The 21,926-nt window shown below is 68.3% G+C and carries 22 protein-coding genes; 11 read left to right on the top strand and 11 right to left on the bottom strand.

Annotation, left to right across the window (positions count from 1 at the left end):
- Positions 1-140: 140 nt before the first annotated feature.
- Positions 141-1,418, bottom strand: a complete 1,278-nt coding sequence (gene serS / locus OP498_RS15540; protein ID WP_280554301.1) for a serine--tRNA ligase — start codon at positions 1,416-1,418, stop codon at positions 141-143.
- A 222-nt stretch (positions 1,419-1,640) separates the two neighbouring features.
- Between serS and OP498_RS15535 the strand changes: the two genes are divergently transcribed.
- From OP498_RS15535 to OP498_RS15520, 4 genes are all read left to right on the top strand, one after another.
- Positions 1,641-4,880 carry an FAD-linked oxidase C-terminal domain-containing protein gene (locus OP498_RS15535; protein WP_280554300.1) on the top strand — a complete coding sequence of 1,080 codons (3,240 nt, stop codon included), beginning with the start codon at positions 1,641-1,643 and terminating at the stop codon, positions 4,878-4,880.
- A 27-nt stretch (positions 4,881-4,907) separates the two neighbouring features.
- Positions 4,908-5,078: a hypothetical protein gene (locus OP498_RS15530; RefSeq protein WP_280547795.1), complete on the top strand. Its 171-nt coding sequence runs from the start codon at positions 4,908-4,910 to the stop codon at positions 5,076-5,078.
- Between the two features lie 140 nt (positions 5,079-5,218).
- On the top strand, positions 5,219-5,401 hold the full coding sequence (locus OP498_RS15525; RefSeq protein WP_280554298.1) for a hypothetical protein: 183 nt from the start codon (positions 5,219-5,221) through the stop codon (positions 5,399-5,401).
- The gene (locus OP498_RS15520) at positions 5,386-6,096 is read left to right on the top strand and encodes an NAD-binding protein (protein WP_280554297.1); all 711 of its coding nucleotides are present in this window, start codon (positions 5,386-5,388) and stop codon (positions 6,094-6,096) included. Before OP498_RS15525 ends, OP498_RS15520 begins: the two co-directional genes overlap by 16 nt.
- Before the next feature lie 68 nt (positions 6,097-6,164).
- On the opposite strand, the gene trpC is transcribed toward OP498_RS15520, so the two are convergent.
- The 5 genes from trpC to gph form a co-directional block, all read right to left on the bottom strand.
- Complete coding sequence (gene trpC / locus OP498_RS15515) at positions 6,165-6,971, bottom strand: indole-3-glycerol phosphate synthase TrpC (RefSeq protein WP_280547797.1); 807 nt, start codon at positions 6,969-6,971, stop codon at positions 6,165-6,167.
- Between the two features lie 8 nt (positions 6,972-6,979).
- The gene (trpD, locus tag OP498_RS15510; protein ID WP_280547798.1) at positions 6,980-7,999 is read right to left on the bottom strand and encodes an anthranilate phosphoribosyltransferase; all 1,020 of its coding nucleotides are present in this window, start codon (positions 7,997-7,999) and stop codon (positions 6,980-6,982) included.
- A gap of 48 nt (positions 8,000-8,047) precedes the next feature.
- Positions 8,048-8,635 (bottom strand): aminodeoxychorismate/anthranilate synthase component II, encoded by a 588-nt coding sequence (locus OP498_RS15505; protein ID WP_280554296.1) that lies wholly within the window; start codon positions 8,633-8,635, stop codon positions 8,048-8,050.
- Between the two features lie 52 nt (positions 8,636-8,687).
- A complete protein-coding gene (trpE, locus tag OP498_RS15500; RefSeq protein ID WP_280547876.1) occupies positions 8,688-10,175 on the bottom strand; it encodes an anthranilate synthase component I in 1,488 nt (495 codons plus the stop codon).
- A gap of 266 nt (positions 10,176-10,441) precedes the next feature.
- On the bottom strand, positions 10,442-11,317 hold the full coding sequence (gene gph / locus OP498_RS15495) for a phosphoglycolate phosphatase (RefSeq protein WP_280547800.1): 876 nt from the start codon (positions 11,315-11,317) through the stop codon (positions 10,442-10,444).
- A 106-nt stretch (positions 11,318-11,423) separates the two neighbouring features.
- On the opposite strand from gph, the gene OP498_RS15490 reads away from it, so the two are divergent.
- Positions 11,424-12,722 carry an NAD(P)/FAD-dependent oxidoreductase gene (locus OP498_RS15490; RefSeq protein ID WP_280547801.1) on the top strand — a complete coding sequence of 433 codons (1,299 nt, stop codon included), beginning with the start codon at positions 11,424-11,426 and terminating at the stop codon, positions 12,720-12,722.
- A 26-nt stretch (positions 12,723-12,748) separates the two neighbouring features.
- Here OP498_RS15490 and OP498_RS15485 read toward each other — a convergent pair whose 3' ends face one another.
- The 3 genes from OP498_RS15485 to OP498_RS15475 form a co-directional block, all read right to left on the bottom strand.
- On the bottom strand, positions 12,749-13,045 hold the full coding sequence (locus OP498_RS15485; RefSeq protein ID WP_280554295.1) for a GIY-YIG nuclease family protein: 297 nt from the start codon (positions 13,043-13,045) through the stop codon (positions 12,749-12,751).
- A gap of 8 nt (positions 13,046-13,053) precedes the next feature.
- The gene (gene rpe, locus OP498_RS15480; protein ID WP_280554294.1) at positions 13,054-13,752 is read right to left on the bottom strand and encodes a ribulose-phosphate 3-epimerase; all 699 of its coding nucleotides are present in this window, start codon (positions 13,750-13,752) and stop codon (positions 13,054-13,056) included.
- A gap of 81 nt (positions 13,753-13,833) precedes the next feature.
- Entirely contained in the window at positions 13,834-14,259 is a 426-nt protein-coding gene (locus OP498_RS15475) for a GNAT family N-acetyltransferase (RefSeq protein WP_280547804.1), read from the bottom strand.
- A gap of 122 nt (positions 14,260-14,381) precedes the next feature.
- Between OP498_RS15475 and OP498_RS15470 the strand changes: the two genes are divergently transcribed.
- Positions 14,382-14,972 (top strand): YajG family lipoprotein, encoded by a 591-nt coding sequence (locus OP498_RS15470; RefSeq protein ID WP_280554293.1) that lies wholly within the window; start codon positions 14,382-14,384, stop codon positions 14,970-14,972.
- Positions 14,973-14,978: 6 nt separating this feature from the next.
- On the opposite strand, the gene OP498_RS15465 is transcribed toward OP498_RS15470, so the two are convergent.
- Both OP498_RS15465 and OP498_RS15460 read right to left on the bottom strand, forming a co-directional pair.
- On the bottom strand, positions 14,979-15,605 hold the full coding sequence (locus tag OP498_RS15465) for a thiopurine S-methyltransferase (protein ID WP_280547806.1): 627 nt from the start codon (positions 15,603-15,605) through the stop codon (positions 14,979-14,981).
- Positions 15,606-15,627: 22 nt separating this feature from the next.
- Positions 15,628-16,257 (bottom strand): TIGR04211 family SH3 domain-containing protein, encoded by a 630-nt coding sequence (locus OP498_RS15460; RefSeq protein ID WP_280547807.1) that lies wholly within the window; start codon positions 16,255-16,257, stop codon positions 15,628-15,630.
- Positions 16,258-16,460: 203 nt separating this feature from the next.
- Here OP498_RS15460 and miaB point away from each other — a divergent pair, with 203 nt between their 5' ends.
- The 5 genes from miaB to lnt all read left to right on the top strand — a co-directional run bounded on the left by miaB (position 16,461) and on the right by lnt (position 21,836).
- Positions 16,461-17,804, top strand: coding sequence for a tRNA (N6-isopentenyl adenosine(37)-C2)-methylthiotransferase MiaB (miaB, locus tag OP498_RS15455; RefSeq protein WP_280554291.1), 1,344 nt, complete (start codon positions 16,461-16,463; stop codon positions 17,802-17,804).
- Between the two features lie 73 nt (positions 17,805-17,877).
- Positions 17,878-18,975: a PhoH family protein gene (locus tag OP498_RS15450; RefSeq protein WP_280547809.1), complete on the top strand. Its 1,098-nt coding sequence runs from the start codon at positions 17,878-17,880 to the stop codon at positions 18,973-18,975.
- Positions 18,972-19,475, top strand: a complete 504-nt coding sequence (gene ybeY / locus OP498_RS15445; protein WP_280547810.1) for an rRNA maturation RNase YbeY — start codon at positions 18,972-18,974, stop codon at positions 19,473-19,475. Before OP498_RS15450 ends, ybeY begins: the two co-directional genes overlap by 4 nt.
- The gene (locus tag OP498_RS15440; protein WP_280547811.1) at positions 19,472-20,341 is read left to right on the top strand and encodes a transporter associated domain-containing protein; all 870 of its coding nucleotides are present in this window, start codon (positions 19,472-19,474) and stop codon (positions 20,339-20,341) included. The genes ybeY and OP498_RS15440 overlap by 4 nt, the downstream gene beginning before the upstream one ends.
- A gap of 28 nt (positions 20,342-20,369) precedes the next feature.
- Complete coding sequence (gene lnt, locus OP498_RS15435; protein ID WP_280554290.1) at positions 20,370-21,836, top strand: apolipoprotein N-acyltransferase; 1,467 nt, start codon at positions 20,370-20,372, stop codon at positions 21,834-21,836.
- Positions 21,837-21,926 lie beyond the last annotated feature (90 nt).

The following is a 21,926-nucleotide window of genomic DNA, read 5'->3' as shown; positions in this document are numbered from 1 at the left end:
AGCACGCGAGCCAATCCCGATGAGGAAACCATCAACTGGAGAGCCGTGTGCGGGAGAACCGCACGCACGGTTCGGAGGGCGGGGAGGCTAAGCCTTCCCGACCCCTATCAGCTTCAAGCTCCTGGCCCGGCGAAGCCGGGTCAAGCGTTGATGGTGTCGACCCCGCCCATGTAGGGGCGCAGCGCCTCGGGCACGCTGATCGAGCCATCGGCCCTCTGGTGATTCTCCATCACCGCCAGCAGGCAACGCCCCACCGCCAGGCCGGAGCCGTTGAGGGTATGCAGCAGCTGCGGTTTCTTCTGCTCGGGGTGGCGAAAGCGCGCCTGCATGCGCCGCGCCTGGAACGCCTCGCAGTTGGAGACCGAGGAGATCTCGCGGTAGGTGTCCTGGCTGGGCAACCACACCTCCAGGTCATAGGTCTTGGCCGCCCCGAAGCCCATGTCGCCGGTGCACAGGGTCACCACCCGATAGGGCAGTTCCAACGCCTGGAGGATCGCCTCGGCGTGGCCGCGCATCTCCTCCAGCGCCTCGTAGCTGGTGGCCGGGTCGACCAGCTGCACCATCTCAACCTTGTCGAACTGGTGCTGGCGGATCATCCCGCGGGTGTCGCGGCCGTGGGAGCCCGCCTCGCTGCGAAAGCAGGGCGTATGGGCGGTGAGCTTCATCGGCAGCGCCCGGTGGTCGAGGATCTCATCACGCGCGAAGTTGGTCAGCGGCACCTCGGCGGTGGGGATCAGGTGATAACCGCGCTCGTCGTCGAGGCGAAACAGGTCCTCGCCGAACTTGGGCAGCTGGCCGGTGCCGTACAGCGACGCCTCATTGACCATATAAGGGACATAGCACTCCTCATAGCCATGCTCGAGGGTCTGCTTGTCGAGCATGAACTGGGTCAGCGCCCGATGCAGCCGAGCGATGGGGCCGCGCATCACCGCGAAGCGGGCCCCGGTCAGCTTGGCCGCCAAGTCGAAGTCCAGATGGCCCTTGAGCGCCCCCAGGTCGACATGGTCGCGCACCGCGAAGTCGAACTCGCGGGGCGTCCCCCAGCGGTGGAGCTCGACGTTCTCCTCCTCGCTCTCGCCCACCGGCACGCTCTGGTGGGGCAGGTTGGGCAGGCCGCTGACCACCTCGTCCCATTCGGCCTGCACCTCGGCCAGGCGCGCCTTGGCGACGTCCAGGCGCTCGCCCAGGTCGGACACCTCGTCGAGCAGCGGCTGGATGTCCTCGCCCTGGGCCTTGGCCTTGCCGATCGCCTTGGAGCGGGTATTGCGCTCGTTCTGCAGGGACTCGGTCTGGGCCTGCAGCTCGCGCCGCCGGGACTCCAGTGCCTCGAGACGGTCGGTATCGAGGACGAAGCCCCGCTTGGCCAGTCGTTGGGCGACAACGTCGAGGTCGCTGCGCAGCAGTTTGGGGTCGAGCATGGCATCCAGTCCGTTGCAGTCGTGAAGTCGGGAATCGCCAAAGCCGGGATCGCCGGCGATGGCATCGGCAAACAGGGCAACCATTGTAGGCAAAAGGCCTCAGCGGCGCCACGCGCCACCGTGTCGACGCCAGCCCAGTGGTGATCACCCCGGGGCAGGATGCGCGACACCGCCCTCTCGCGGTAAAGTGGCGCCACTCTCTCCTCCCCAGACAAGAGCGCCATGATCGCACGACTGGATACCGCCGACTCGCGCCGCATCGAGGGCCTCGCCGCCCCCTACCTGCGCTTCCTGGACGCCCTGCGCGATGCGGGCTTCGAGGGCGAGATCGCCCCGGACTATGCCGCCCGCACGGTGCTGGCCACCGACAACTCCATCTACCAGCGCCTGCCCCAGGCGGTGCTCTATCCCAGGCACGGCGCCGACCTCGAGCGCATCGCCCGGCTGGCCGGCCGTGACGAACACCGCCAGGTGGCGCTCACCCCCCGCGGCGGTGGCACCGGCACCAACGGCCAGTCGCTCACCGACGGCCTGGTGGTGGACGTCTCGCGGCACATGAACGCGATCCTCGACATCGACGTGGAGCAGCGCCGGGTACGGGTGCAGGCCGGCGTGGTCAAGGACCAGCTCAACGCGGCGCTCAAGCCCCACGGGCTCTTCTTCGCGCCGGATCTTTCCACCTCCAACCGCGCCACCATCGGCGGCATGATCGCAACCGACGCCAGCGGCCAGGGCAGCTGCGAGTACGGCAAGACCCGCGACCATGTGCTCGAGCTCGAGACCGTGCTGCTGGGCGGCGAGCGGCTGGTGAGCCGCCCGCTGGAGGACGCCGAGCTCGGGCGCCAGTGCGAGCGCCAGGACGTCACCGGGGCGGTCTTCCGCACCGCACGGGAGATCATCGACACCCAGGGCGAGCTGATCGCCGAGAAGTTTCCGCCGCTCAACCGCTGCCTGACCGGCTACGACCTGGCGCATCTGAGAAACGCGGAAGGCCGCCTCGATATCAACAGCCTGCTGTGCGGCTCGGAGGGGTCGCTGGGCCTGCTCGACGAGGCGGTGCTCAACGTGCTGCCGATCCCCAAGCACTCGACCCTGGTCAACGTGCGCTACGCCGGCTTCATGGACGCCCTGCGCGATGCCAAGGCGCTGATGGCAAGCAGTGACTCTTCACAAGCCCAGCCGCAGGCGCAGCCCACCTCCATCGAGACGGTGGACGACACCGTGCTGATGCTGGCCATGGAGGACTTCGTCTGGGACAGCGTGGCGGAATTCTTTCCCTCGGGCGAGACGCCGGTACACGGCATCAACCTGATCGAGTTCAACGACGACGACCCTGCGCGCTTGGCCGAGCGCGTCGAGGCCTTCTGCCGCCACCTGGAGGCCGATGCGAGCGTGCCCCGCCTGGGCTATACGCTGGCCGAGGGGCGCGATGCCATCAAGCGGGTATACGGGATGCGCAAGCGTGCCGTGGGCCTGCTGGGCAACGCCAAGGGCGAGAAGCGCCCCATCCCCTTCGTCGAGGACACCGCCGTCCCGCCGGAGCACCTGGCGGACTACATCGCCGAGTTCCGTGCCGCCCTCGACGCCCGGGGCCTCGCCTACGGGATGTTCGGCCACGTGGATGCCGGCGTATTACACGTGCGCCCGGCCATCGACATGAAGGACCCGGCCCAGGAGCGGCTGATCCGCGAGGTCTCAGACGAGGTGGCCGCACTGACGCAGAAGTACCACGGCCTGCTGTGGGGCGAGCACGGCAAGGGCGTGCGCTCGGAGTACTCCCCCGCCTTCTTCGGCGAGCTCTATCCCAGCCTGCAGCGGGTCAAGGCGGCCTTCGATCCCCACAACCAGCTCAATCCCGGCAAGATCGCCTCGCCGCTTTCCTTGTCCACCCCACCCGAACCCGTGGGGAGCGCGCCCGAAGACGCCAGTGCTCTCCCGCCCGACGCCGCGGGGTCTGCCACTACAACAGGCCCCTCTGTTCAGGAGGAAGCCGTCAAGTGGGTGGACCCCAACCTGCTGACCATCGACGGCGTGCCCACCCGCGGCCAGTTCGACCGCCAGATCGACGAGCGGGTCTGGCAGGCCCACGCGGCCACCGTCTACTGCAACGGCAACGGCGCCTGCTACAACTACGACCCCGATGACGCCATGTGCCCCTCCTGGAAGGCCACCCGCGACCGCATCCACTCTCCCAAGGGGCGCGCCAGCCTGATCCGCGAGTGGCTGCGGCTGCAGGGTGAGGCCGGCATCGACCTGGTCGAAGAGTCGAGGAAGAAGAAGGCCGAGGGGGCCTGGGGCTTCGTCAAGGACTTCCCGCTGCGGCTCAGGAACACCCTGGCCAGGCAGCGCGGCGAGAAGGACTTCTCCCACGAGGTGTACGACGCCATGGCGGGGTGTCTGGCGTGCAAGTCCTGCGCCGGCCAGTGCCCGGTGAAGGTCAATGTCCCGGACTCCCGCTCGCGCTTCCTGGAGGTCTACCACGGCCGCTACCTGCGCCCGCCGCGCGACTACCTGGTGGGCGGCATGGAGTTCCTGGTGCCGACGCTTGCCCGGGTAGCGCCGCTCTACAACGCCGCCCTGGGCAACCGCCTGGTCGACCGGCTGCTGGCCGGCCCGCTCGGCCTGGTGGACAGCCCGCGGCTGTCCCGCGCCAGCCTGAAGAAGCAGCTGGCCGCCTGGGGCGTGGCACAGGCCACGCCGATGTCGCTCGGCCTGCTCACCGAGGCGCAGAAGGCGCGCAGTGTGGTGCTCGTCCAGGACGCCTTCACCAGCCACTTCGAAGCCAGGCTGGTGATGGACATCGTCGAGCTGCTCTCGCGCCTGGACGTGCGGGTCTTCGTCGCGCCCTACTCGCCCAACGGCAAGCCGCTCGATGTCCAGGGCTTCCTGGGGGCCTTCGCGCGCACCGCACGGACGCAGGCCAGACGCCTCTGGACCCTGGCCGAATTCGGCGTGCCGCTGGTGGGCATCGACCCGGCCATGACCCTGACCTATCGCCAGGAGTACGTGAAGGCGTTGGGGCCGGACGCCGTGCCCGAGGTGCTGATGCTGCAGGAGTGGCTGGTCACTCAGTCCTCTACCCTGGCGCACCGGGCCGCACCCCATGGCCTGAGCGTCGATGACCCGGGTTTCAGGCTGCTCTCCCACTGCACCGAGACGACCAACGCCCCGGGCAGCCCCAAGGCGTGGCAGCAGCTGTTCGCCGCCTTCGGCCTGGAGCTGGAGCTCGTCGCCACCGGCTGCTGCGGCATGTCGGGCACCTACGGCCACGAGGCGCGCAACCGCGAGACCTCCCGGACCATCTACGCCCAGTCGTGGCAGCCGGTGGTGGAGGAGAACAGCAACGCCGGCCGCCTGCTGGCCACCGGCTACTCCTGCCGCAGCCAGGTGGCGCGGTTCTCGGACCAGGGCCTGTCCCATCCGCTGCAGGCCCTGCTGGCGGTGCTCAAGCAGAGCCGCTAGCGCCGCCCCCTCGCCAGGAAGCTCGCCATGGAAAGCCCCGCCGTCCTGCTCACCGGCATCGGTCTCCTCTCCCTCGCCTGCCAGTGGCTCGCCTGGCGGCTCAAGGATAAGCGCAAGGCGGGCCTGCTCAACCAGCGCCCACAGATGGAGCCACAACCCACCGCTGACCAGGAGGAGGCAGCCGAGGCCGAGAACTGATCGGACTCGCCATCCATCGGTAACGACCGGACATCTTAGATCGGTAGAACGCGGACATTTCTATTCGGGGTTGACACGCGGCTCGACCTCGATAGCTGGCCCTGCTGGGCTGGCCGGCCTGGGCCTACCTGGGGGTACTGATGCTGGTGGCGCGACCGCTGACCGTGTGGCTCTGCACCGCGGGCAGCGGGCTCGACTGGCGGGAGAAGGCACTGCTGGCCTGGATCTCGCCGAGGGGCATCGTGGCGGCAGCGGTGGCCTCGCTGTTCGCCTTCAAGCTCGAGGCCCAGGGGCTGGAGGGGCCGAGATGCTGGTGCCGGTGACCTTCATGGTGATCATCGCCACGGTGGTGATCCAGGGCCTGCTCTCCCGCCCCATCGCCGGTGCGCTCGGCGTCACGACCCCGCCGCCCAGGGGGTTCCTGATCCTCGGCGCCAACCCGGTCGCACGCGCCGTGGACCAGGCCCTCCAGGAGGCGGGCTTCGACGTGCGCCTCTGCGACCATGACCGTGACGCCCTGAAGGAGGCGCGCATGACCGGCCTTCCCACCTATTTCGGCAACCCGACCTCGGCGCATGCCCAGGAGCACCTGGAGATGACCGGCCTGGGGCACTTCCTGCCCCTCTCCCCCTATCGCGAACAGAACGACCTGGCCGCCCTGCACTTCGAGGGGAGACTGGGTCATGGCAAGGTCTTCCAGCTGGAGATCGACGGGGAGCGCGACGCCGAGAGGGAGCGGCCCCGGCAACTGGCCGAGCTGCCCCGCCTGTTCGGCGAGCAGGTGACCTGGCACAAGCTGGCGAGCCTGGTGGCCCAGGGGGCGGAGGTGAGAACCACGCGATTGAACGAGGCCTTCGACGTCGACGCCGATGTCGCGACCCATGTGCGTCGCCTGCTGCCGCTGTTCTGCATCGATGTCCAGGAGCAGATCCGCGTCGCCAGCGACCAGTCCCCCCTCGAACCCCAGCCGGGGGAGCGCCTGATCAGCCTGGTCTACCCGGACTCTCCCGCCTTCTGAGCCACGCCCGATGCCGGAAACCACAACGGGCAACCCGAAGGCTGCCCGCTGCCGCTTGCGCAGGAGGATCAGAAAAACAGCCGCCGCAACGCCTCGCCCGGCTCCGCCTCGCGCATGAAGGCCTCGCCGACCAGGAAGGCGTTGACGTCATGCTCGCGCATGCGCAGCACGTCGTCGCGGGTATGGATGCCGGACTCGGTGACCACGCTGACGCTGGCGGGAATGCGCGGCAGCAGCTCCAGGGTGGTCCCGAGCCGGGTATTGAAGGTGTGCAGGTCGCGGTTGTTGATCCCCACCAGGTCGAGGTCGAGCTTGAGCGCCCGGTCGAGCTCCCGGGCGTCGTGCACCTCCACCAGCACGTCCATGCCCAGTTCCACGGCCTGGCGATGCAGGTCCGCCATCCGGGCATCGTCGAGGGCGGCGACGATCAGCAGGATGCAGTCGGCGCCGAGGGCGCGCGCCTCGCTAACCTGGTAACCGTGGGTGATGAAGTCCTTGCGGATCACCGGCAGGTCGCAGGCCTCGCGCGCCTCGATCAGGTAATCCTCGTGGCCCTGGAAGAAGTCGGCATCGGTGAGCACCGAGAGGCAGGCCGCACCGCCCTCGGCATAGCTCGCGGCGATCTCGCTGGGGCGAAAGTCCTCGCGGATCACCCCCCTGGAGGGCGAGGCCTTCTTGATCTCGGCGATCACCGCCGGATCGCCGGCCTGGATGGCGCGGTCGAGGGCGGCGACGAAGCCCCGCGGCGCGGCTTGCTCGGCGCCCAGGCGCAGCAGTTCCTGCTCGGAGACGACACGGCGGCGTTCGGCGACCTCCTCCTCCTTGCGGGCCAGGATGCGCCCGAGGATGGTGGGCAGGGAACGGGGATCGGTCATGTCGGGCCTCACTGGGTGAACACGCGGGTGAAGTTGGCGAGCTCCCTGAGTTTCTCGAGCGGCAACTTGGAGGCCTGGGCGTCCTGGGCCATGGCCACGCCCTCCGCGAGGCTGTCGGACACGCCCGAGACGTAGAGGGCCGCGCCGGCGTTTAGCGCCACGATGTCCGCCGCCGGCCCCTCGCCCACCAGGGCCTGCTCGACCAGTCGCAGGCTGTCCTCGGCGGTCTTGACCCGTAGCGGATCCAGAGAGTGGCGTTCGATGCCAAAGTCCTCGGGGGTGATGGTGTACTCGCGGATCTCGCCGTCCTTCAGTTCGGCGACCAGGGTCGGCTGCGCCAGCGAGATCTCGTCGAGGCCATCCTCGGCATGCACCACCAGCACGTGCTCGCTGCCCAGGCGCCGGAGCACCTCGGCCATCAGCGGCACCAGCTCGGGGGCATAGACCCCCAGCACCTGGTTGGGGGCGCCAGCGGGATTGGTCAGCGGCCCCAGGATATTGAACAGGGTGCGCACCCCCATCTCGCGACGCGGGCCCACGGCATAGCGCATCGCCGGGTGATGGTTGGGAGCGAACATGAAGCCCACGCCCACCTGCTCGATGCAGCGGCCCACCTGCTCGGCATCCAGGTTCAGGTTGATGCCCGCCACGGCGAAGAGGTCGGCACTGCCCGACGAGGAGGAGACCCCGCGGTTGCCGTGCTTCGCCACGTGCGCCCCGCCCGCGGCGACCACGAAGCTCGCCGCGGTGGAGACGTTGAACAGATTGGCGCCATCGCCGCCGGTGCCGACGATGTCGACCACGTTGTCGGCCTGCAGCCGGACCGGGTTCATCAGTTCGCGCATCACCTGGGCCGCGGCACTGATCTCCTCGGCGGTCTCGCCCTTCATGGCCATGCCCACCAGGAAGGCGGCGATCTGGGGGTCGCTGGCCGCGCCGGTCATGATCTGGCGCATCACCTCGTGGGTCTCGGCGAAGTTCAGGTTCTCACGGCGCATCACCGCACCGATGGCCTCTCGCATCTGCATAATCACTATCCTCTAATCAGCCTCGACTCAGGCTCGGCTCAGCGGCGCCTAGACATGACGTTTGAGAAAGTTGGCCAGCAGCTCGTGGCCCTGGCGAGTCAGGATCGACTCGGGATGGAACTGTACGCCCTCGACATCCAGCTCACGGTGGCGCAGCCCCATGATCAGCCCCGGGGTGACATCGTCGTCGTCGCACCAGGCGGTAACCTCGAGGCAGTCGGGCAGACCCTCGCGTGCCACCACCAGCGAATGGTAGCGCGTCACCTCCAGCGGGTCTTCGAGGCCCCCGAACACGCCCTGGCCGAGGTGGCGGATCCGCGAGGTCTTGCCATGCATCACCTGGGGCGCGCGGACCACCTTGCCGCCATAGACCTGGCCGATGGCCTGGTGCCCCAGGCAGATACCCAGCACGGGGATACGCCCGGTGAAGCGGTGGATGGCCGCCATGGAGATGCCGGCCTGGTCGGGGGTGCAGGGCCCCGGCGAGATCACCAGGTGGCTCGGGGCCAGGGCCTCGATCTCCTCCAGGGTAATGGCGTCGTTGCGGTGGGTCACCACCTCGGCGCCCAACTCCCCGAGGTACTGGACCACGTTGAAGGTAAAGCTGTCGTAGTTGTCGATCATCAGCACGGACATGGTGCGCTCTCCGGCACTCGCCCGGCCAGCGCCGGGCGACAGGAATCAGGGGTCACTCGAGGTTGTCCAGGCCGCGTTCGGCCATGGCCACGGCGCGGAACAGGGCGCGGCCCTTGTTGAGCGTCTCCTGCCACTCCATCTCGGGCACCGAGTCGGCGACGATGCCCGCGCCGGCCTGCACGTGCAGCTGGCCATCCTTGATCACCGCCGTGCGGATGGCGATGGCGGTGTCCATGTTGCCGTGCCAGGAGAGGTAGCCCACGGCACCGGAGTAGACACCGCGCTTGACCGGCTCCACCTCGTCGATGATCTCCAGCGCGCGGATCTTGGGGGCGCCGGAGACGGTGCCCGCCGGGAAGGTGGCGCGCAGCACGTCCATGGCGGAAAGGCCCGGCTTCAGGCGTCCGACGACGTTGGAGACGATGTGCATGACGTGGGAGTAGCGCTCCACCACCATCTTGTCGGTCACCCTCACCGAGCCGGTCTCGCTGATGCGTCCCACGTCGTTGCGCCCCAGGTCGATCAGCATCAGGTGCTCGGCGAGCTCCTTGGGGTCGGCCAGCAGGTCGGCCTCCAGGGCACGATCCTCCTCCTCGCTGTGGCCGCGCTTGCGGGTGCCGGCAATGGGCCGCACCGTGACCTCGCCGTCCTCCAACCGCGTGAGGATCTCCGGCGAGGAGCCCGCCACCTGATGATCGCCCAGGTTCAGGTAGAACATGTAGGGCGAGGGGTTGAGGCTGCGCAGCGCCCGGTAGAGGTCGAGCGGCGGCGCCTGGTAGGGGATCGACATGCGCTGGGACGGCACGCACTGCATGACGTCGCCGGCCAGCACGTACTCCTTGATTTTCTCCACGGCCGCCTTGAAGCCCTCCTCGGTGAGGCCCGAGGTGAAGTGCCCCTCCTCCACCGCGGCGCGCCCGGTACCGGGGCTGATGGTGTTGAAGGTGGCACTGCGCAGGCGGATCTCCAGGCGTTCCAGCCGGTCCAGGGCGCGGGCGTAGGCCTCAGGCTCGGCGGGGTCGGCATGCGTCCATAGCGCCAGTCGCCCGGAGAGGTTGTCGAACACCACCAGGTCGTTGCAGACCATCAGCAGGATGTCCGGCACACCGATCGGGTCGGGCTTCTCGACACCCCGCAGGCGCGGCTCGATGTAACGGATGGTGTCGTAGCCGAAGTACCCCACCAGGCCCCCGTCGAAGCGCGGCTGCTCATCGAGGCGTGGCACCTTGAAGCGGGCCTGGAACTGCTCGATCCACTCGAGCGGATCCTCCACCTCGGCGGCGCCCTGGAGCTCGCCATCGATGATATGGCTGACGGTGAAGCCCCGGACCTCGAGCCGTTCGCGGCAGGGCAGCCCGATGATCGAGTAGCGACCCCACTTCTCGCCGCCCTGCACGGACTCCAGCAGGAAGGTCCAGGGCTCGTCGGCCAGCTTGAGATAGGTGGAGAGCGGCGTGTCGAGATCGGCCAGCACCTCGCGGGTGACCGGGATGCGGTTGTAGCCGGCGTCGGCCAGCTCGCGGAAGCGTTCGGGAGTCATCATGCCCGGGTCCTCGATATGACGGGTTGGCAATGGTGGGCGCAGAAGCGCCGCGGATCAGGCTCGCGAGGCGAGCGTCACCATCGCCAGCCGCCGCGGGCAGGCGAACGGGGCAGGCGAACGGGGCAGGCGTCGTACGGCGGCCATGGCGCCACCAGCGGTCGAGAGGGTGTCCGGCTTCGTGCGGCTGATCATCAAGGGGTTTCCGCGTCTTATAGCAATAACATATTGATTGGGCCGCGCTTATAGCATTAGCCAAAATCACGTTAAACGAGTTCCGCCAGCGATTCAACCACGCCATCTGGCCCGCTGTCGCGCACTGGCTCGCCGTGATTGTAGCCGTAGGGCACGGCCAGGGTGCGAAACCCCGCGGCGCGTCCGGCCTCGATGTCGTGGCGAGAGTCACCGACCATCAGGCAGGCCGAGGGTGAGATGTCGAAGTGGGCTGCCACATGCAACAGCGGGGCCGGGTCGGGCTTCTTCTGCGCCAGGCTGTCGCCTCCCAGGCACAGGCCGAAGTGCGCCTGCAGGCCGAAGGCCTCGAGGATCGGCGCGATGAAGGCGCTCGGCTTGTTGGTCACCAGTGCCAGCGGAAGACCCCGATCGCGCAGGCCGTCCAGCGCTTCACGAACCCCGGGATAGAGCCGGGTATGAGCGCCTGGGTCGCGACCGTAGTGGTCAAGAAAGTCGGTGTGGGCCTGCTCCAGCAACACTTTATCGATTTCTTCACCGCCTTCACGCGAGGCTTTTCCGGCGACTGATCTACGAGGGGGCGCTGTGAACCCCTCCCTGGGCGCTACCGATGCCCTGCTTCGCTCTCGCGTCCCGCTTCGCTCGCAGGGCCGGTGCTGGCCATCCATGGCCAGCCCGTTCGGAGCAGTGCTCCTCACCCCTGGCATAGGACCCCCTCTGCGATCAGTCCCCGGCACCTCGCTAACCTGTGTTGCGAACCGCAACGCCCGCTCCATCAGCACCAGCGAGCCGTTGCCCACCCAGTCGCGGACCCTGGTCTCGCCGGCAGCGGGCAGGCCCAGATCGGCCAGCGCCGCGTCCACGGCCAAGGCCAGATCAGGCACCGAGTCGATCAGGGTGCCGTCCAGGTCGAAGGTCACCAGGCGGATGTCGTTCAGTATGGGGTGCATGATGCCTCTCGCGATGCAGTCGGGCGGCCATTATGCCGGACAGGCCATGGGCAGGAAATCGGGCAAGGGCTTATGCTGGAGACCCTTCCCTTACTGGAGTCGCTGCATGAGTGTGCCAAGAATCGTCGTGGTCGGAGGTGGCGCCGGCGGCCTCGAACTGGTCTCGCGGCTCGGCCGCAAGCTCGGCAGGCGCGGGCGCGCCGAGATCGTGCTGGTCGACCGCAATGCCACGCACATCTGGAAGCCGCTGCTGCATGAGGTCGCCACCGGGGCGCTGGACTCGGGACTCGACGAGATCGCCTACGTGGGCCATGCCAGCCACCACGGCTACCGTTTCCAGCGCGGCACCCTCAGTAACGTCGACCGCACGGCCAGGACTCTGACCCTGGCCCCCATCCTCGACGAGGAGGGCAGCGAAGTGCTGCCTTCTCGCACGCTGGAATATGACCTTCTGGTGCTGGCACTGGGCAGCGTCAGCAATGACTTCGGCACGCCGGGCGTCGACGAGCACTGCCACTTCCTCGACAGCCCGCAACAGGCCGAAGCCTTCCGCCGGGACATGCTCAACACCTTCCTGCGTCACAGCGACCCGGGCAGTGAACGGCATGCCCGCATGGTCGTCGGCATCGTCGGCGCCGGCGCCACCGGGGTGGAACTCGCGGCAGAGCTCCATGAAGCCTCGCGCATGCTGCACAGCTACGGCGTCACGGACCTGGACAGTGACCACCTCGAGGTTCACCTGATCGAAGCCGCCCCCCGGATCCTGCCGGCCCTGCCCGAACGCATCAGTCAGGCGGTCCATCAGGAACTCGAGGGCCTCGGCGTGAAACTTCATGCTGCCACCCGCGTGACTCGCGTAGAGGCCAGCGCGATTCATACCGCCGATGGCCAGCGCATCGACATCAATCTCGGCGTCTGGGCGGCCGGCATCAAGGCCCCGCCCTTCCTCTCCGAGCTGGGACTGCCGACGGAATCCAACCACCGACTCAAGGTCCACGCGACCCTGCAGAGCACGGAGGATCCCCATGTCTTCGCCATGGGAGACTGTGCCAGCTGCCCCCAGGGAGATGGCAGCACGGTGCCCCCGCGCGCCCAGACCGCCCACCAGCAGGTCTCGACGCTCTATCGCAACCTGCTCGCCCAACTGGACGGCAAGCCGCTCGAGCCCTTCGTCTATCGGGACCGAGGGTCGCTGATCTCGCTGGCGCACTTCGAAGCCGTCGGCAGCCTGATGCGCGGGGCCTCGGCACGCAGCCTGTTCATCGAGGGACACCTGGCGAAGTTCTTCTATGCCTCGCTTTACCGCATGCACCAGCGCGCCATCCACGGCACCCTCAAGACGGGCCTCATCGTGGTGGTGGATGGCATCAACCGCTTCCTCAAGCCGCGCATGAAGCTTCACTGACCCAGGCGCCTCATCCGAACAGGTCGTCAGGTCAGCAGGACCTCTGCCGTCGCCGCCTTCCGCTGTGTCAGCCAGGTGCGCTTGGCCGACGCGGTCAGGCGCTTCAGGCGTGCCTCCAGGCGCAAGGCCTCACCGCGGCTGCCGACGGGCTCCTGGTGGCGAAGCACCAGCGGCCCCTTGCCGCGCAGCGCCTTGGCCCCCCGGCCGGCACGGTGCTCGGCCAGGCGTCGGGCCACGTCGGTGGTGATCCCGGTGTACAGCGCACCGCCGGCGGTCTCCACCAGATAGAGGTGCCATAGGGGAGCGGGAAGCGACTTCTCCACGGGGCGCCCTATGCTCTGGCCAGCTGGTCGCGGAACTCTCGGATCACGCTGTCGTAGCGGTGCGGGTCGGCCTCGTTGCGCGCCTTGAACACCGCCGAGCCGGCCACGAAGGTATCGGCCCCGGCCCGGGCGATCTCGGCGATGTTGTCGACCTTCACCCCGCCATCGATCTCCAGGCGGATCGGGCGACCCGAGGCATCGATGCGCCGCCGCGCCTCGCGCAGCTTGTCCAGGGTCCCGGGGATGAACGACTGGCCCCCGAACCCCGGGTTGACGCTCATCAGCAGGATCATGTCGACCTTGTCCATCACGTAGTCGAGATAGGAGAGCGGCGTGGCCGGGTTGAACACCAGGCCCGCCCGGCAGCCGGCGTCGCGGATCAGCTGCAGCGAGCGGTCGATATGGTCCGAGGCCTCGGGGTGGAAGGTGATGTAGCTGGCCCCCGCGTCGATGAAGTCCCCGATCAGCCGATCCACCGGCCTGACCATCAGGTGGGCGTCGATGGGCGCGCTCACCCCATGCTTGCGCAGGGCCTCGCAGAGCATCGGCCCGATCGTGAGGTTCGGGACGTAGTGGTTGTCCATCACGTCGAAGTGGATGATGTCGGCGCCGGAGGCCAGCACATCATCCACTTCCGCGCCCAGCCGGGCGAAATCGGCGGAGAGGATGGAAGGAGCGATCAGGAAGTCGCGGGTCGTGTCGGTCATGGGGTCGTCCGTCATGGGGTGGGCAGGCGATCCCGGGCATTCTACCAGAGCCCCGCGAGAGCCTGGACCTCGCCAGGCGCCTCAGCGGGACCAGGCCATAAGCGACTCCTGCTCCCCGGTCTCCGGGTCCTCACGCTCATCGACGATGCAAAAGCCCAGCCGCCGGTAGAAGGAGACGGCGCGCACGTTGCGGGAATAGACCCAGAGGGTGATGGTGCGGTGGCCCTCCATGGCGTGGGCCATCAGGCCGGTGCCATGCCCGAAGCTCTGCACCTCGGGGTCGACGAACAGCGCCTCGAGGCGGTCACCATGCATGGCGCAGAAGCCGATCACGCGTCGGCCGGCCTCCAGCACCTGCACCTCGCAGGCGGGCAGGCGGCGAAGCGCCATGTCATCGGCACGTGCCCTCCAGCAGGCCTCGGAGATGAACGGGTGGGCCTTCTGAGAGGCACGCAGCCAGATGTCGACAAGCTGTGGGAACTCCTCCCGGGTGGCGGGTCGGATCATGTCGCGGCTCCTGTGGCTATCCCTGCAGTGTAACCGCTCGCACGGAACGGGTCGCGACAGCGGTTCCCGCGCCTAGGTCCGGGGGATATACTCGGGGCCCTGCCATCATCGGGAGACCTTCCATGCAGCGTCGTCACGTCCTGGGGGCCTGTGCCCTGCTCCTCGCCACCGGCTGGCTGGCCGGCTGTGCCAGCCCCCACTACCTGCAGCTCGACCCCAAGCGCACCGCCCGGGTGCCGCAGAGTGGCAGCGGCCAGGCGGTCACCGTGACGGCTGTGGACGGTCGCGACAGCGAGGTGATCGGGACCCGCACCGGCAGCGCCATGTCCACCGCCGTGATCACCGTCAACGCTCACGAACTGGTGCCGCGGCTGCAGGCGGAGGCGGAACGCGCCGTGCGGGAAATGGGCTTCACCCCGACCACGGCGCGCGCCGAGGGACGCCCCAGCCTGACGCTGACCCTGGATCACCTGGGCTACGAGCGTGGCGAGAGCCGTCCCCTTATCGACGAGGCACGGCTCGAGGCGGTACTGATCGCCGAGGCGATCAACGCCGGCAACACCTATGCCGGCACCTATACCTCGCGCCGCACCCAGAGCTATGCCATGCGCCCCGACAAGAAGGCCAACACCCGCATGGTCAACGAGCTGCTCTCCGATGGCCTCGACCGCGCCTTCCGCGACCCCGAGCTGGGACGACTGCTGGCGCGCTGAATCCGCTCAGACCAGCGGGCCGCGGCGCTCCAGCGCCCAGGCACTCTCGCGAAAGCCGCTGGGCTCCGGCTCGCCGTCCTCCAGGTGGGTGACGCGAAAGTTGGGCGCAAACAGCTCGCGCACCTCCTCGGCGGAGACGCTGAACGGTGGCCCGCCGGGGCCGCGCGTCAGGCTGATCAGCAGCCCTCGGGCACCGGGGGAGATCAGCTGGGCAAGATGGAAGGCGTAGCGCTGGCGGGTGGCCGCCGGCAGGGCGATCAGGGCGGCGCGGTCGTAGAAGGCCCCGATCTCCGCCGCCTGTTCGATATGGAAGTGGAAGAAGTCGCCGCACCACAGCTCCACGCTGCCCTGGCGACAGATGTCGAAGCCGGCCTGGCGATAGCGGGTCACCTCCCCTACGCCCTCGGCGACGAACGCCTCGATGGCCTGCCCGGCCAGCTCGATGCCCAACACCGGGTGGTCATGGCGCGCCAGCCAGCGCATGTCCAGGCTCTTGCCGCACAGCGGCACCAGCACCTTGGTGCCGGCCCGCACTCCCAGGCCAGGCCAGTGACGGACCAGCGCCGGGTGAGGCCGATCACGGTGAAAACCGATGCGCCCCTCGCGCCAGCGCTCCCGCCATTCGTTGGCCATCATTCCCCCAGCCAAGCCGGCATCAGAACCAGCGATCGCGCTTGCGGCGACGGCGCGGCAGGTGGGGCACGATCAACCCCACCAGCAGGCCGGCCCCGGCAACCCCGCCACCGTACATGAAGTAGCGCATCAGCAAGTCTTCCTCCTGGGTATCCAGGCGGGCCTGGAGCTCGCGGATGGTGGCGCGCGACTGCTCGGTCTCCCCTTCGAGCGCCGCGTTACGCGCCTCGAGCTCGGCAATGCGCTGCTCGCGGACCTCGAGGGTCTCGGTCATCGACGCGGTACGGCTCTCCCAGGTGTCGTTGATGCCGGAAAGCTCATTGGTCAGCTCCTCCACCCGGGCTTCCAGCGCCGGCAGTTGCTGCTGGGCGCTGGGGGCCTCCTGCAGCTCGCGGCTGAGCACCCAGACGGTGTCGCCGTCTCCGTCTTCCACCCGGCTGTAGTCGCCGCTGGTCTCCAGGACCGTCACCGGCTCACCGGCGGTCAGGGTGCCGATGATTCGGTAGCCGTCGGTCGGGCCGCTGCGCACATAGGTAGAAAGTTCGTCCGACACCCAGGCGGTGGCGTTGGCCGCCTCCTGAGCATGCAGGGCTTGGGGGAGCGTCGCGAGCGCCACGCCCAGTGTCAGAATCTTGAGTCTGTGTATCGTCATGCCGTTGTCCTGGCTGTCCAAGGCTCGCGTGGAGCGGCTCTGTCGCGTAAGGCACACAGGGTACCACAGTCGCGCCGGCCGGCAGCTGGCCCCGATGGCGGCCGCGGCGTATAATGGCGGGTCTTGTCCCGGGTGGCCATTCGGCCGCCCGCCAACGTCCATCCAACGGTGCACCGTCGCGCCAGAAGCCGCGACCTATTCTTATGGCGAAGAAACTCTTCATCAAGACGCACGGCTGCCAGATGAACGAGTACGACTCCGCGCGCATGGCGGATCTGCTCGGCGAATCCCACCAGCTCGAGCTCACCGACGACGAGCGCGATGCCGACGTCATCCTGCTCAACACCTGCTCCATCCGCGAGAAGGCCCAGGAGAAGGTGTTCCACCAGCTGGGGCGCTGGAAGAAGCTCAAGGAGGCCAACCCCGACCTGGTGATCGGCGTCGGGGGCTGCGTGGCCAGCCAGGAGGGCGAGGCGCTGCGCAAGCGCGCGCCCCATGTCGACATGGTGTTCGGGCCCCAGACCCTGCATCGGGTGCCGTCCATGCTCGACTCGCGCCGCAACGACCAGATCTCGGTGGTCGACGTCACCTTCCCTGAGATCGAGAAGTTCGACCACCTGCCCAAGCCGAGCTCCGACGGCGCCACCGCCTTCGTCTCGGTGATGGAGGGCTGCTCCAAATACTGCACCTTCTGCGTGGTGCCCTATACCCGCGGTGAGGAGGTCTCGCGGCCTTTCGAGGCGGTGATGGACGAGGTGATCCACCTGGCCGACCAGGGCGTGCGCGAGATCAACCTGCTGGGCCAGAACGTCAATGCCTACCGCGGCGAGAACCAGCTGGGCGACGAGATCGACCTGGCCGAGCTGATCAGTTGCGTGGCGGCGGTAGAGGGCATCGACCGCATCCGCTTCACCACCTCCCACCCGGTGGAGTTTACCGACAGCCTGATCGAGGCCTACGCGGAGATCCCCGAGCTGGTCAGCCACCTGCACCTGCCGGTGCAGGCCGGCTCGGATCGCGTGCTCGCGGCCATGAAGCGCGGCCACACCGTCGAGGAGTACGTCGACAAGATGGAGCGCATCCGCGCACTGCGCCCGGACATCAGTTTCTCCTCGGACTTCATCATCGGCTTCCCCGGCGAGACCGAGGCGGACTTCGAGGCCACCATGGACCTGATCCACCGCATCGGCTTCGACCACTCCTTCAGCTTCGTCTACTCGGCACGCCCCGGTACGCCGGCGGCCGACCTTCCGGACGACACCCCGGAAGGCGTCAAGAAGCAGCGCCTGGCGATCCTCCAGGAGCGCATCAACCAGCAGGCGATGCAGATCAGCCGGCGCATGGTGGGTACCACCCAGCGCATCCTGGTCACCGGCTTCTCGCCGAAGGACCCGGGCCAGCTCTCCGGGCGCACCGAGAACAACCGCGTGGTCAACTTCCGTGCCGCCAACCCCTTCGAGCTGATCGGCGTCTTCGTCGACGTGGAGATCAGCGAGGCGCTGCCCAACTCGCTGCGCGGCGAACTGGCCTCCCCCGCTCGCTTCTGAGTGTCACGATTGCCCCGGCCAGCGCCGGGGCAGTAAGCTGACCCTACATTCTCCCTGCACGGATTCCCCTGTCTTGAGCCAGCCATCTTCTCCGGCCAACCGCATCGTCACCCTGAACCTCGAGCCCAACGACCCGCGTCGCCTAGCCAACCTCTGCGGCCAGCGTGACGAGCACCTCAAGCTGGTCGAGTCGCGGCTCGGCATCACGCTTCGCAACCGCGGCAACATCTTCCAGCTCGCCGGACCGACCCATCGCGTCAAGGCCGCCGCCAACGTGCTGGAACACCTCTACCGCGAGACCGAGGCCACCGACCTGGAGCCGGACACCGTGCACCTCTTCCTGCAGGAGTCGGGCCTGGAGGCGCTGGACGAGGAGGAAGGCGGCGAGCCGGAGGACGAGGTGCTGCTGCGGACCCCGCGCACGCTGATCAAGCCCCGCGGCTTCAATCAGCAGGGCTACGTGCAGAGCATACGCGCCCACGACATCAACTTCGGCATCGGCCCGGCGGGCACCGGCAAGACCTACCTGGCCGTGGCGGCGGCGGTAGAGGCGCTCAACCAACAGGAAGTGCGCCGCATCCTGCTGGTGCGCCCGGCCGTGGAGGCCGGCGAGAAGCTCGGCTTCTTGCCCGGAGACCTGGCCCAGAAGATCGATCCCTACCTGCGCCCGCTCTATGACGCCCTCTACGAGATGATCGGCTTCGAGCAGGTGGCCAAGCTGATCGAACGCCAGGTGATCGAGATCGCCCCGTTGGCCTACATGCGCGGGCGCACTCTCAACAACGCCTTCATCATCCTCGACGAGAGCCAGAACACCACCCGCGAGCAGATGAAGATGTTCTTGACCCGCATCGGCTTCGGCTCCACGGCGGTGATCACCGGCGACGTCACCCAGGTCGACCTGCCCCGCGGCCAGAGTTCGGGGCTGATCCAGGTGCTCGAGGTGCTCAAGGGGACCCCCGGCATCGGCGTGACCCACTTCGCCGCCAAGGACGTGGTGCGCCACCCCCTGGTGCAGCGCATCATCGAGGCCTATGACCACTTCGAGGCCGAACAGGAAGCCTCCGAGCGCGCCCAGCGCGAGGAGCGCGAGCTCCTGCGACAGGATCGCCTGGAGCGCGCCCGGCAGGACAAGCAACGCCACGACGACCAGGGGCCTGCCGACTCATGAGCCCCCTCCTCATCGACCGCCAGGTCGCCCTCGAGGCCGACGGCCTGCCGGCCCAGGGCGAGCTCGAGGCCTGGGTGGCCGCGGTGCTGGCGCGCCATGCCGATGAGCCACGCCATGAGCTCACCATCCGCTTCGTCGACGAAGCCGAGGGCCAGACCCTCAATCGCGACTACCGCGGCAGGGACAGGCCCACCAACGTGCTGTCCTTTCCCTTCGAGAGCCCGCCCGGGGTCGAACTGCCGCTGCTCGGTGACCTGGTGGTCTGCCACTCGGTGGTGGCCCGCGAGGCCGCCGAGCAGGACAAGTCGTTGCGCGCTCACTACGCTCACATGGTGGTCCACGGCACCCTGCACCTGCTAGGCCATGACCACCTGGAGGACACCGAGGCCGAGGCCATGGAAGCCCTCGAGCGTGAGATACTCGCGTCGCTGGGGATCGCCGACCCCTATGCGCCGTCGAATCGCGATTCCGATACCGAGGACGAGAGAGCCGACGCATGAGCGAAGATCGATCGAGCAGCCAGGGCAGCAAGTCCTGGCTCGACAAGCTGTTCAGCGCCCTGTCCAGCGACAGCGATGAACCCAGCTCCCGCGACGAACTGCTGGAGTTTCTGCGTCAGGCAGGCTCGCGCCTCAAGCTCGACCAGGACGCCATGATGATCATCGAGGGCGCCCTGAACATCAGCGACCAGCAGGTGCGCGAGGTCCTCATCCCGCGCTCCCAGATCACCGCCATCGCTCTCGACCAGCCCCTCGAGGAATATCTGCCGGTGATACTCGAGACCGGCCATTCCCGCTATCCGGTGATCGGCGAGAACCTCGACGAGGTCAAGGGCATCCTGCTGGCCAAGGACCTGCTGCCGCTGCTGCGCGGCGGCCAGGGGAACGGCCTGCCCTTCCAGCTCGACGAGGTGCTGCGACCGGCGATGTTCGTGCCCGAATCCAAGCGCCTCAACAGCCTGCTCAAGGAGTTCCAGGACACCCGCAACCACATGGCGGTGGTGGTCGACGAGTATGGCGGCACGGCGGGCATCGTCACCATCGAGGACATCCTCGAGGAGATCGTCGGCGAGATCGAGGACGAGCACGACATCGACGAAGAGATCGATATCCGCGCACTGGGGGACGAGCGCTATGCCATTCGCGCCCTGACCACCATCGAGGACTTCAACGACCGCTTCGACACTCGCTTCTCGGACGACGAGTTCGATACCCTCGGCGGCCTGGTGATGCAGCGTTTCGGCCACCTGCCGGGACGCGGCGAGCACACCGAGATCGGTGGCTGGCGCTTCACGGTGCTCAACGCCGACAACCGTCGCATCCGCCTGCTCGAGGCCGAGCCCTGCGAGGAGAGCGCCGAGGAGTGACGCGCCCCCATGACCACGGATGGACCCCATGGCTGACGCCCGCCTGACCCCGTCACTGGGCTGCCTGGCAGCCCTGCTCGCCGGCGGCCTCACGACCCTGAGTGCCGCCCCCTTCACGCTCTGGTGGCTGGGGCCGGTAGCCGCCGGCCTCGTCTACCTGGGCCTGCATGCGCTGACGCCCGCCCAGGCGGCGCTTCGCGGCTGGTGCTATGGCCTGGGGCTATTCGGCTCCGGGGCCTCCTGGGTCTACGTCTCGATCCATGACTACGGCTACACCGGCGTGCCCCTGGCGCTCTTCCTCACCGCGCTGTTCGTCGCCGGCCTGGCGCTGTTCTTCGCCGTCACCCTGTGGCTCTACCGGCGGCTGTGCGGGCCGCGCCTGGCGGCGCTGAGCTTTGCGGGCGCCTGGGTGCTCGGCGAATGGCTGCGCACCTGGCTGTTCACCGGTTTCCCCTGGTTGCTGCTGGGCAGTGGCCAGGTGGACTCGCCCCTCGCCCCTTGGGCGCCGGTGGGCGGCATCTACCTGCTGACGCTGATCACCGCCCTGACGGGCAGCCTGGGCGTGGAGGTCCTGCGGCGCCGCTGGTGGGCCGCCGCGCCGCTCGCCGTGCTATGGCTGGTGCCGCTGGCCCTGCCCGCCCAGTGGTCTTCCCCCGCCGGCGAGCCGGTACGCGTCGCCCTGCTGCAGGGCAACCTCCCCCAACTGATCAAGTGGACCCCCGAGGGGCAGCGCCGTGCAGTTGACACCTATCTCTCGATGACCCGCGGACTGGGCGAAGACGTCGACCTGGTGATCTGGCCCGAGGCCGCCCTGCCCATGTTCGAGGACCAGGCCGCGCCCATCCTCGAGCGCGCCCTGGCCAGCCTGCCGGCGGGCACCGACCTGCTGACCGGCGTCCTGCAGCGCGACGATGGCGGCCTCTATTACAACAGCGTCGTCGGCCGGGGCGACGTGGAGGGCGAGTATCGCAAGGCCCACCTGGTGCCGTTCGGCGAGTACCTGCCCCTGGAGAGCCTGCTGCGCGGAGCCATCGCCTTCTTCGACCTGCCGGCACCGACCATGACCCCGGGTCCGACCGACCAGGCGCCGATCCGCGCCGGTGAGCTGACCCTCGGCAACGCCATCTGCTACGAGATCATCTATGCCGACCTGGTGGCCTCGCGAGCCCGCGATGCCGGGGTGCTGCTCACGGTCTCCAACGACACCTGGTTCGGTGCCTCCATCGGGCCACTGCAGCACCTGCAGATGGCCCGCCTGCGGGCCCTGGAGAACGGCCGCCCGGTGGTGCGTGCCACCAGCAACGGCGTCACCGCCCTCATCGACCCCCGGGGCAAGGTCACGGCCCGGGCACCGCAGTTCGAGGCCACCGTGCTCGAGGGCGAGGTCACGCCCATGCAAGGCCTCACCCCCTTCACCCGCACGGGCAGCTGGCCCGCCTGGCTGCTGGCCGCCCTGCTGGTACTGGCGGGGCTGCGGCTGCGCAGGAAGCCGTAAGCTCGAAGCTCGAAGCTCGAAGCTCGAAGCTCGAAGCTCGAAGGCAGCATACGCCTAGCCCATAACCACACAACCCCGCCATTACGGCGG

This window comes from Halomonas sp. 25-S5, from assembly GCF_029889845.1.
GTDB lineage: Bacteria > Pseudomonadota > Gammaproteobacteria > Pseudomonadales > Halomonadaceae > Halomonas.
Note: the sequence above shows the minus strand (reverse complement) of the source record. Positions and strands in the feature narration are given on the sequence as shown.

Excerpts from the sequence above, each read along its gene's own strand:
- serS (WP_280554301.1), bottom strand. The coding sequence starts at position 1,418 with ATGCTCGACCCCAAACTGCTGCGCAGCGACCTCGACGTTGTCGCCCAA.
- OP498_RS15535 (WP_280554300.1), top strand. The coding sequence starts at position 1,641 with ATGATCGCACGACTGGATACCGCCGACTCGCGCCGCATCGAGGGCCTC.
- OP498_RS15530 (WP_280547795.1), top strand. The coding sequence starts at position 4,908 with ATGGAAAGCCCCGCCGTCCTGCTCACCGGCATCGGTCTCCTCTCCCTC.
- OP498_RS15525 (WP_280554298.1), top strand. The coding sequence starts at position 5,219 with ATGCTGGTGGCGCGACCGCTGACCGTGTGGCTCTGCACCGCGGGCAGC.
- OP498_RS15520 (WP_280554297.1), top strand. The coding sequence starts at position 5,386 with ATGCTGGTGCCGGTGACCTTCATGGTGATCATCGCCACGGTGGTGATC.
- trpC (WP_280547797.1), bottom strand. The coding sequence starts at position 6,971 with ATGACCGATCCCCGTTCCCTGCCCACCATCCTCGGGCGCATCCTGGCC.
- trpD (WP_280547798.1), bottom strand. The coding sequence starts at position 7,999 with ATGCAGATGCGAGAGGCCATCGGTGCGGTGATGCGCCGTGAGAACCTG.
- OP498_RS15505 (WP_280554296.1), bottom strand. The coding sequence starts at position 8,635 with ATGTCCGTGCTGATGATCGACAACTACGACAGCTTTACCTTCAACGTG.
- trpE (WP_280547876.1), bottom strand. The coding sequence starts at position 10,175 with ATGACTCCCGAACGCTTCCGCGAGCTGGCCGACGCCGGCTACAACCGC.
- gph (WP_280547800.1), bottom strand. The coding sequence starts at position 11,317 with ATGCACCCCATACTGAACGACATCCGCCTGGTGACCTTCGACCTGGAC.
- OP498_RS15490 (WP_280547801.1), top strand. The coding sequence starts at position 11,424 with ATGAGTGTGCCAAGAATCGTCGTGGTCGGAGGTGGCGCCGGCGGCCTC.
- rpe (WP_280554294.1), bottom strand. The coding sequence starts at position 13,752 with ATGACCGACACGACCCGCGACTTCCTGATCGCTCCTTCCATCCTCTCC.
- OP498_RS15475 (WP_280547804.1), bottom strand. The coding sequence starts at position 14,259 with ATGATCCGACCCGCCACCCGGGAGGAGTTCCCACAGCTTGTCGACATC.
- OP498_RS15470 (WP_280554293.1), top strand. The coding sequence starts at position 14,382 with ATGCAGCGTCGTCACGTCCTGGGGGCCTGTGCCCTGCTCCTCGCCACC.
- OP498_RS15465 (WP_280547806.1), bottom strand. The coding sequence starts at position 15,605 with ATGGCCAACGAATGGCGGGAGCGCTGGCGCGAGGGGCGCATCGGTTTT.
- OP498_RS15460 (WP_280547807.1), bottom strand. The coding sequence starts at position 16,257 with ATGACGATACACAGACTCAAGATTCTGACACTGGGCGTGGCGCTCGCG.
- miaB (WP_280554291.1), top strand. The coding sequence starts at position 16,461 with ATGGCGAAGAAACTCTTCATCAAGACGCACGGCTGCCAGATGAACGAG.
- ybeY (WP_280547810.1), top strand. The coding sequence starts at position 18,972 with ATGAGCCCCCTCCTCATCGACCGCCAGGTCGCCCTCGAGGCCGACGGC.
- OP498_RS15440 (WP_280547811.1), top strand. The coding sequence starts at position 19,472 with ATGAGCGAAGATCGATCGAGCAGCCAGGGCAGCAAGTCCTGGCTCGAC.
- lnt (WP_280554290.1), top strand. The coding sequence starts at position 20,370 with ATGGCTGACGCCCGCCTGACCCCGTCACTGGGCTGCCTGGCAGCCCTG.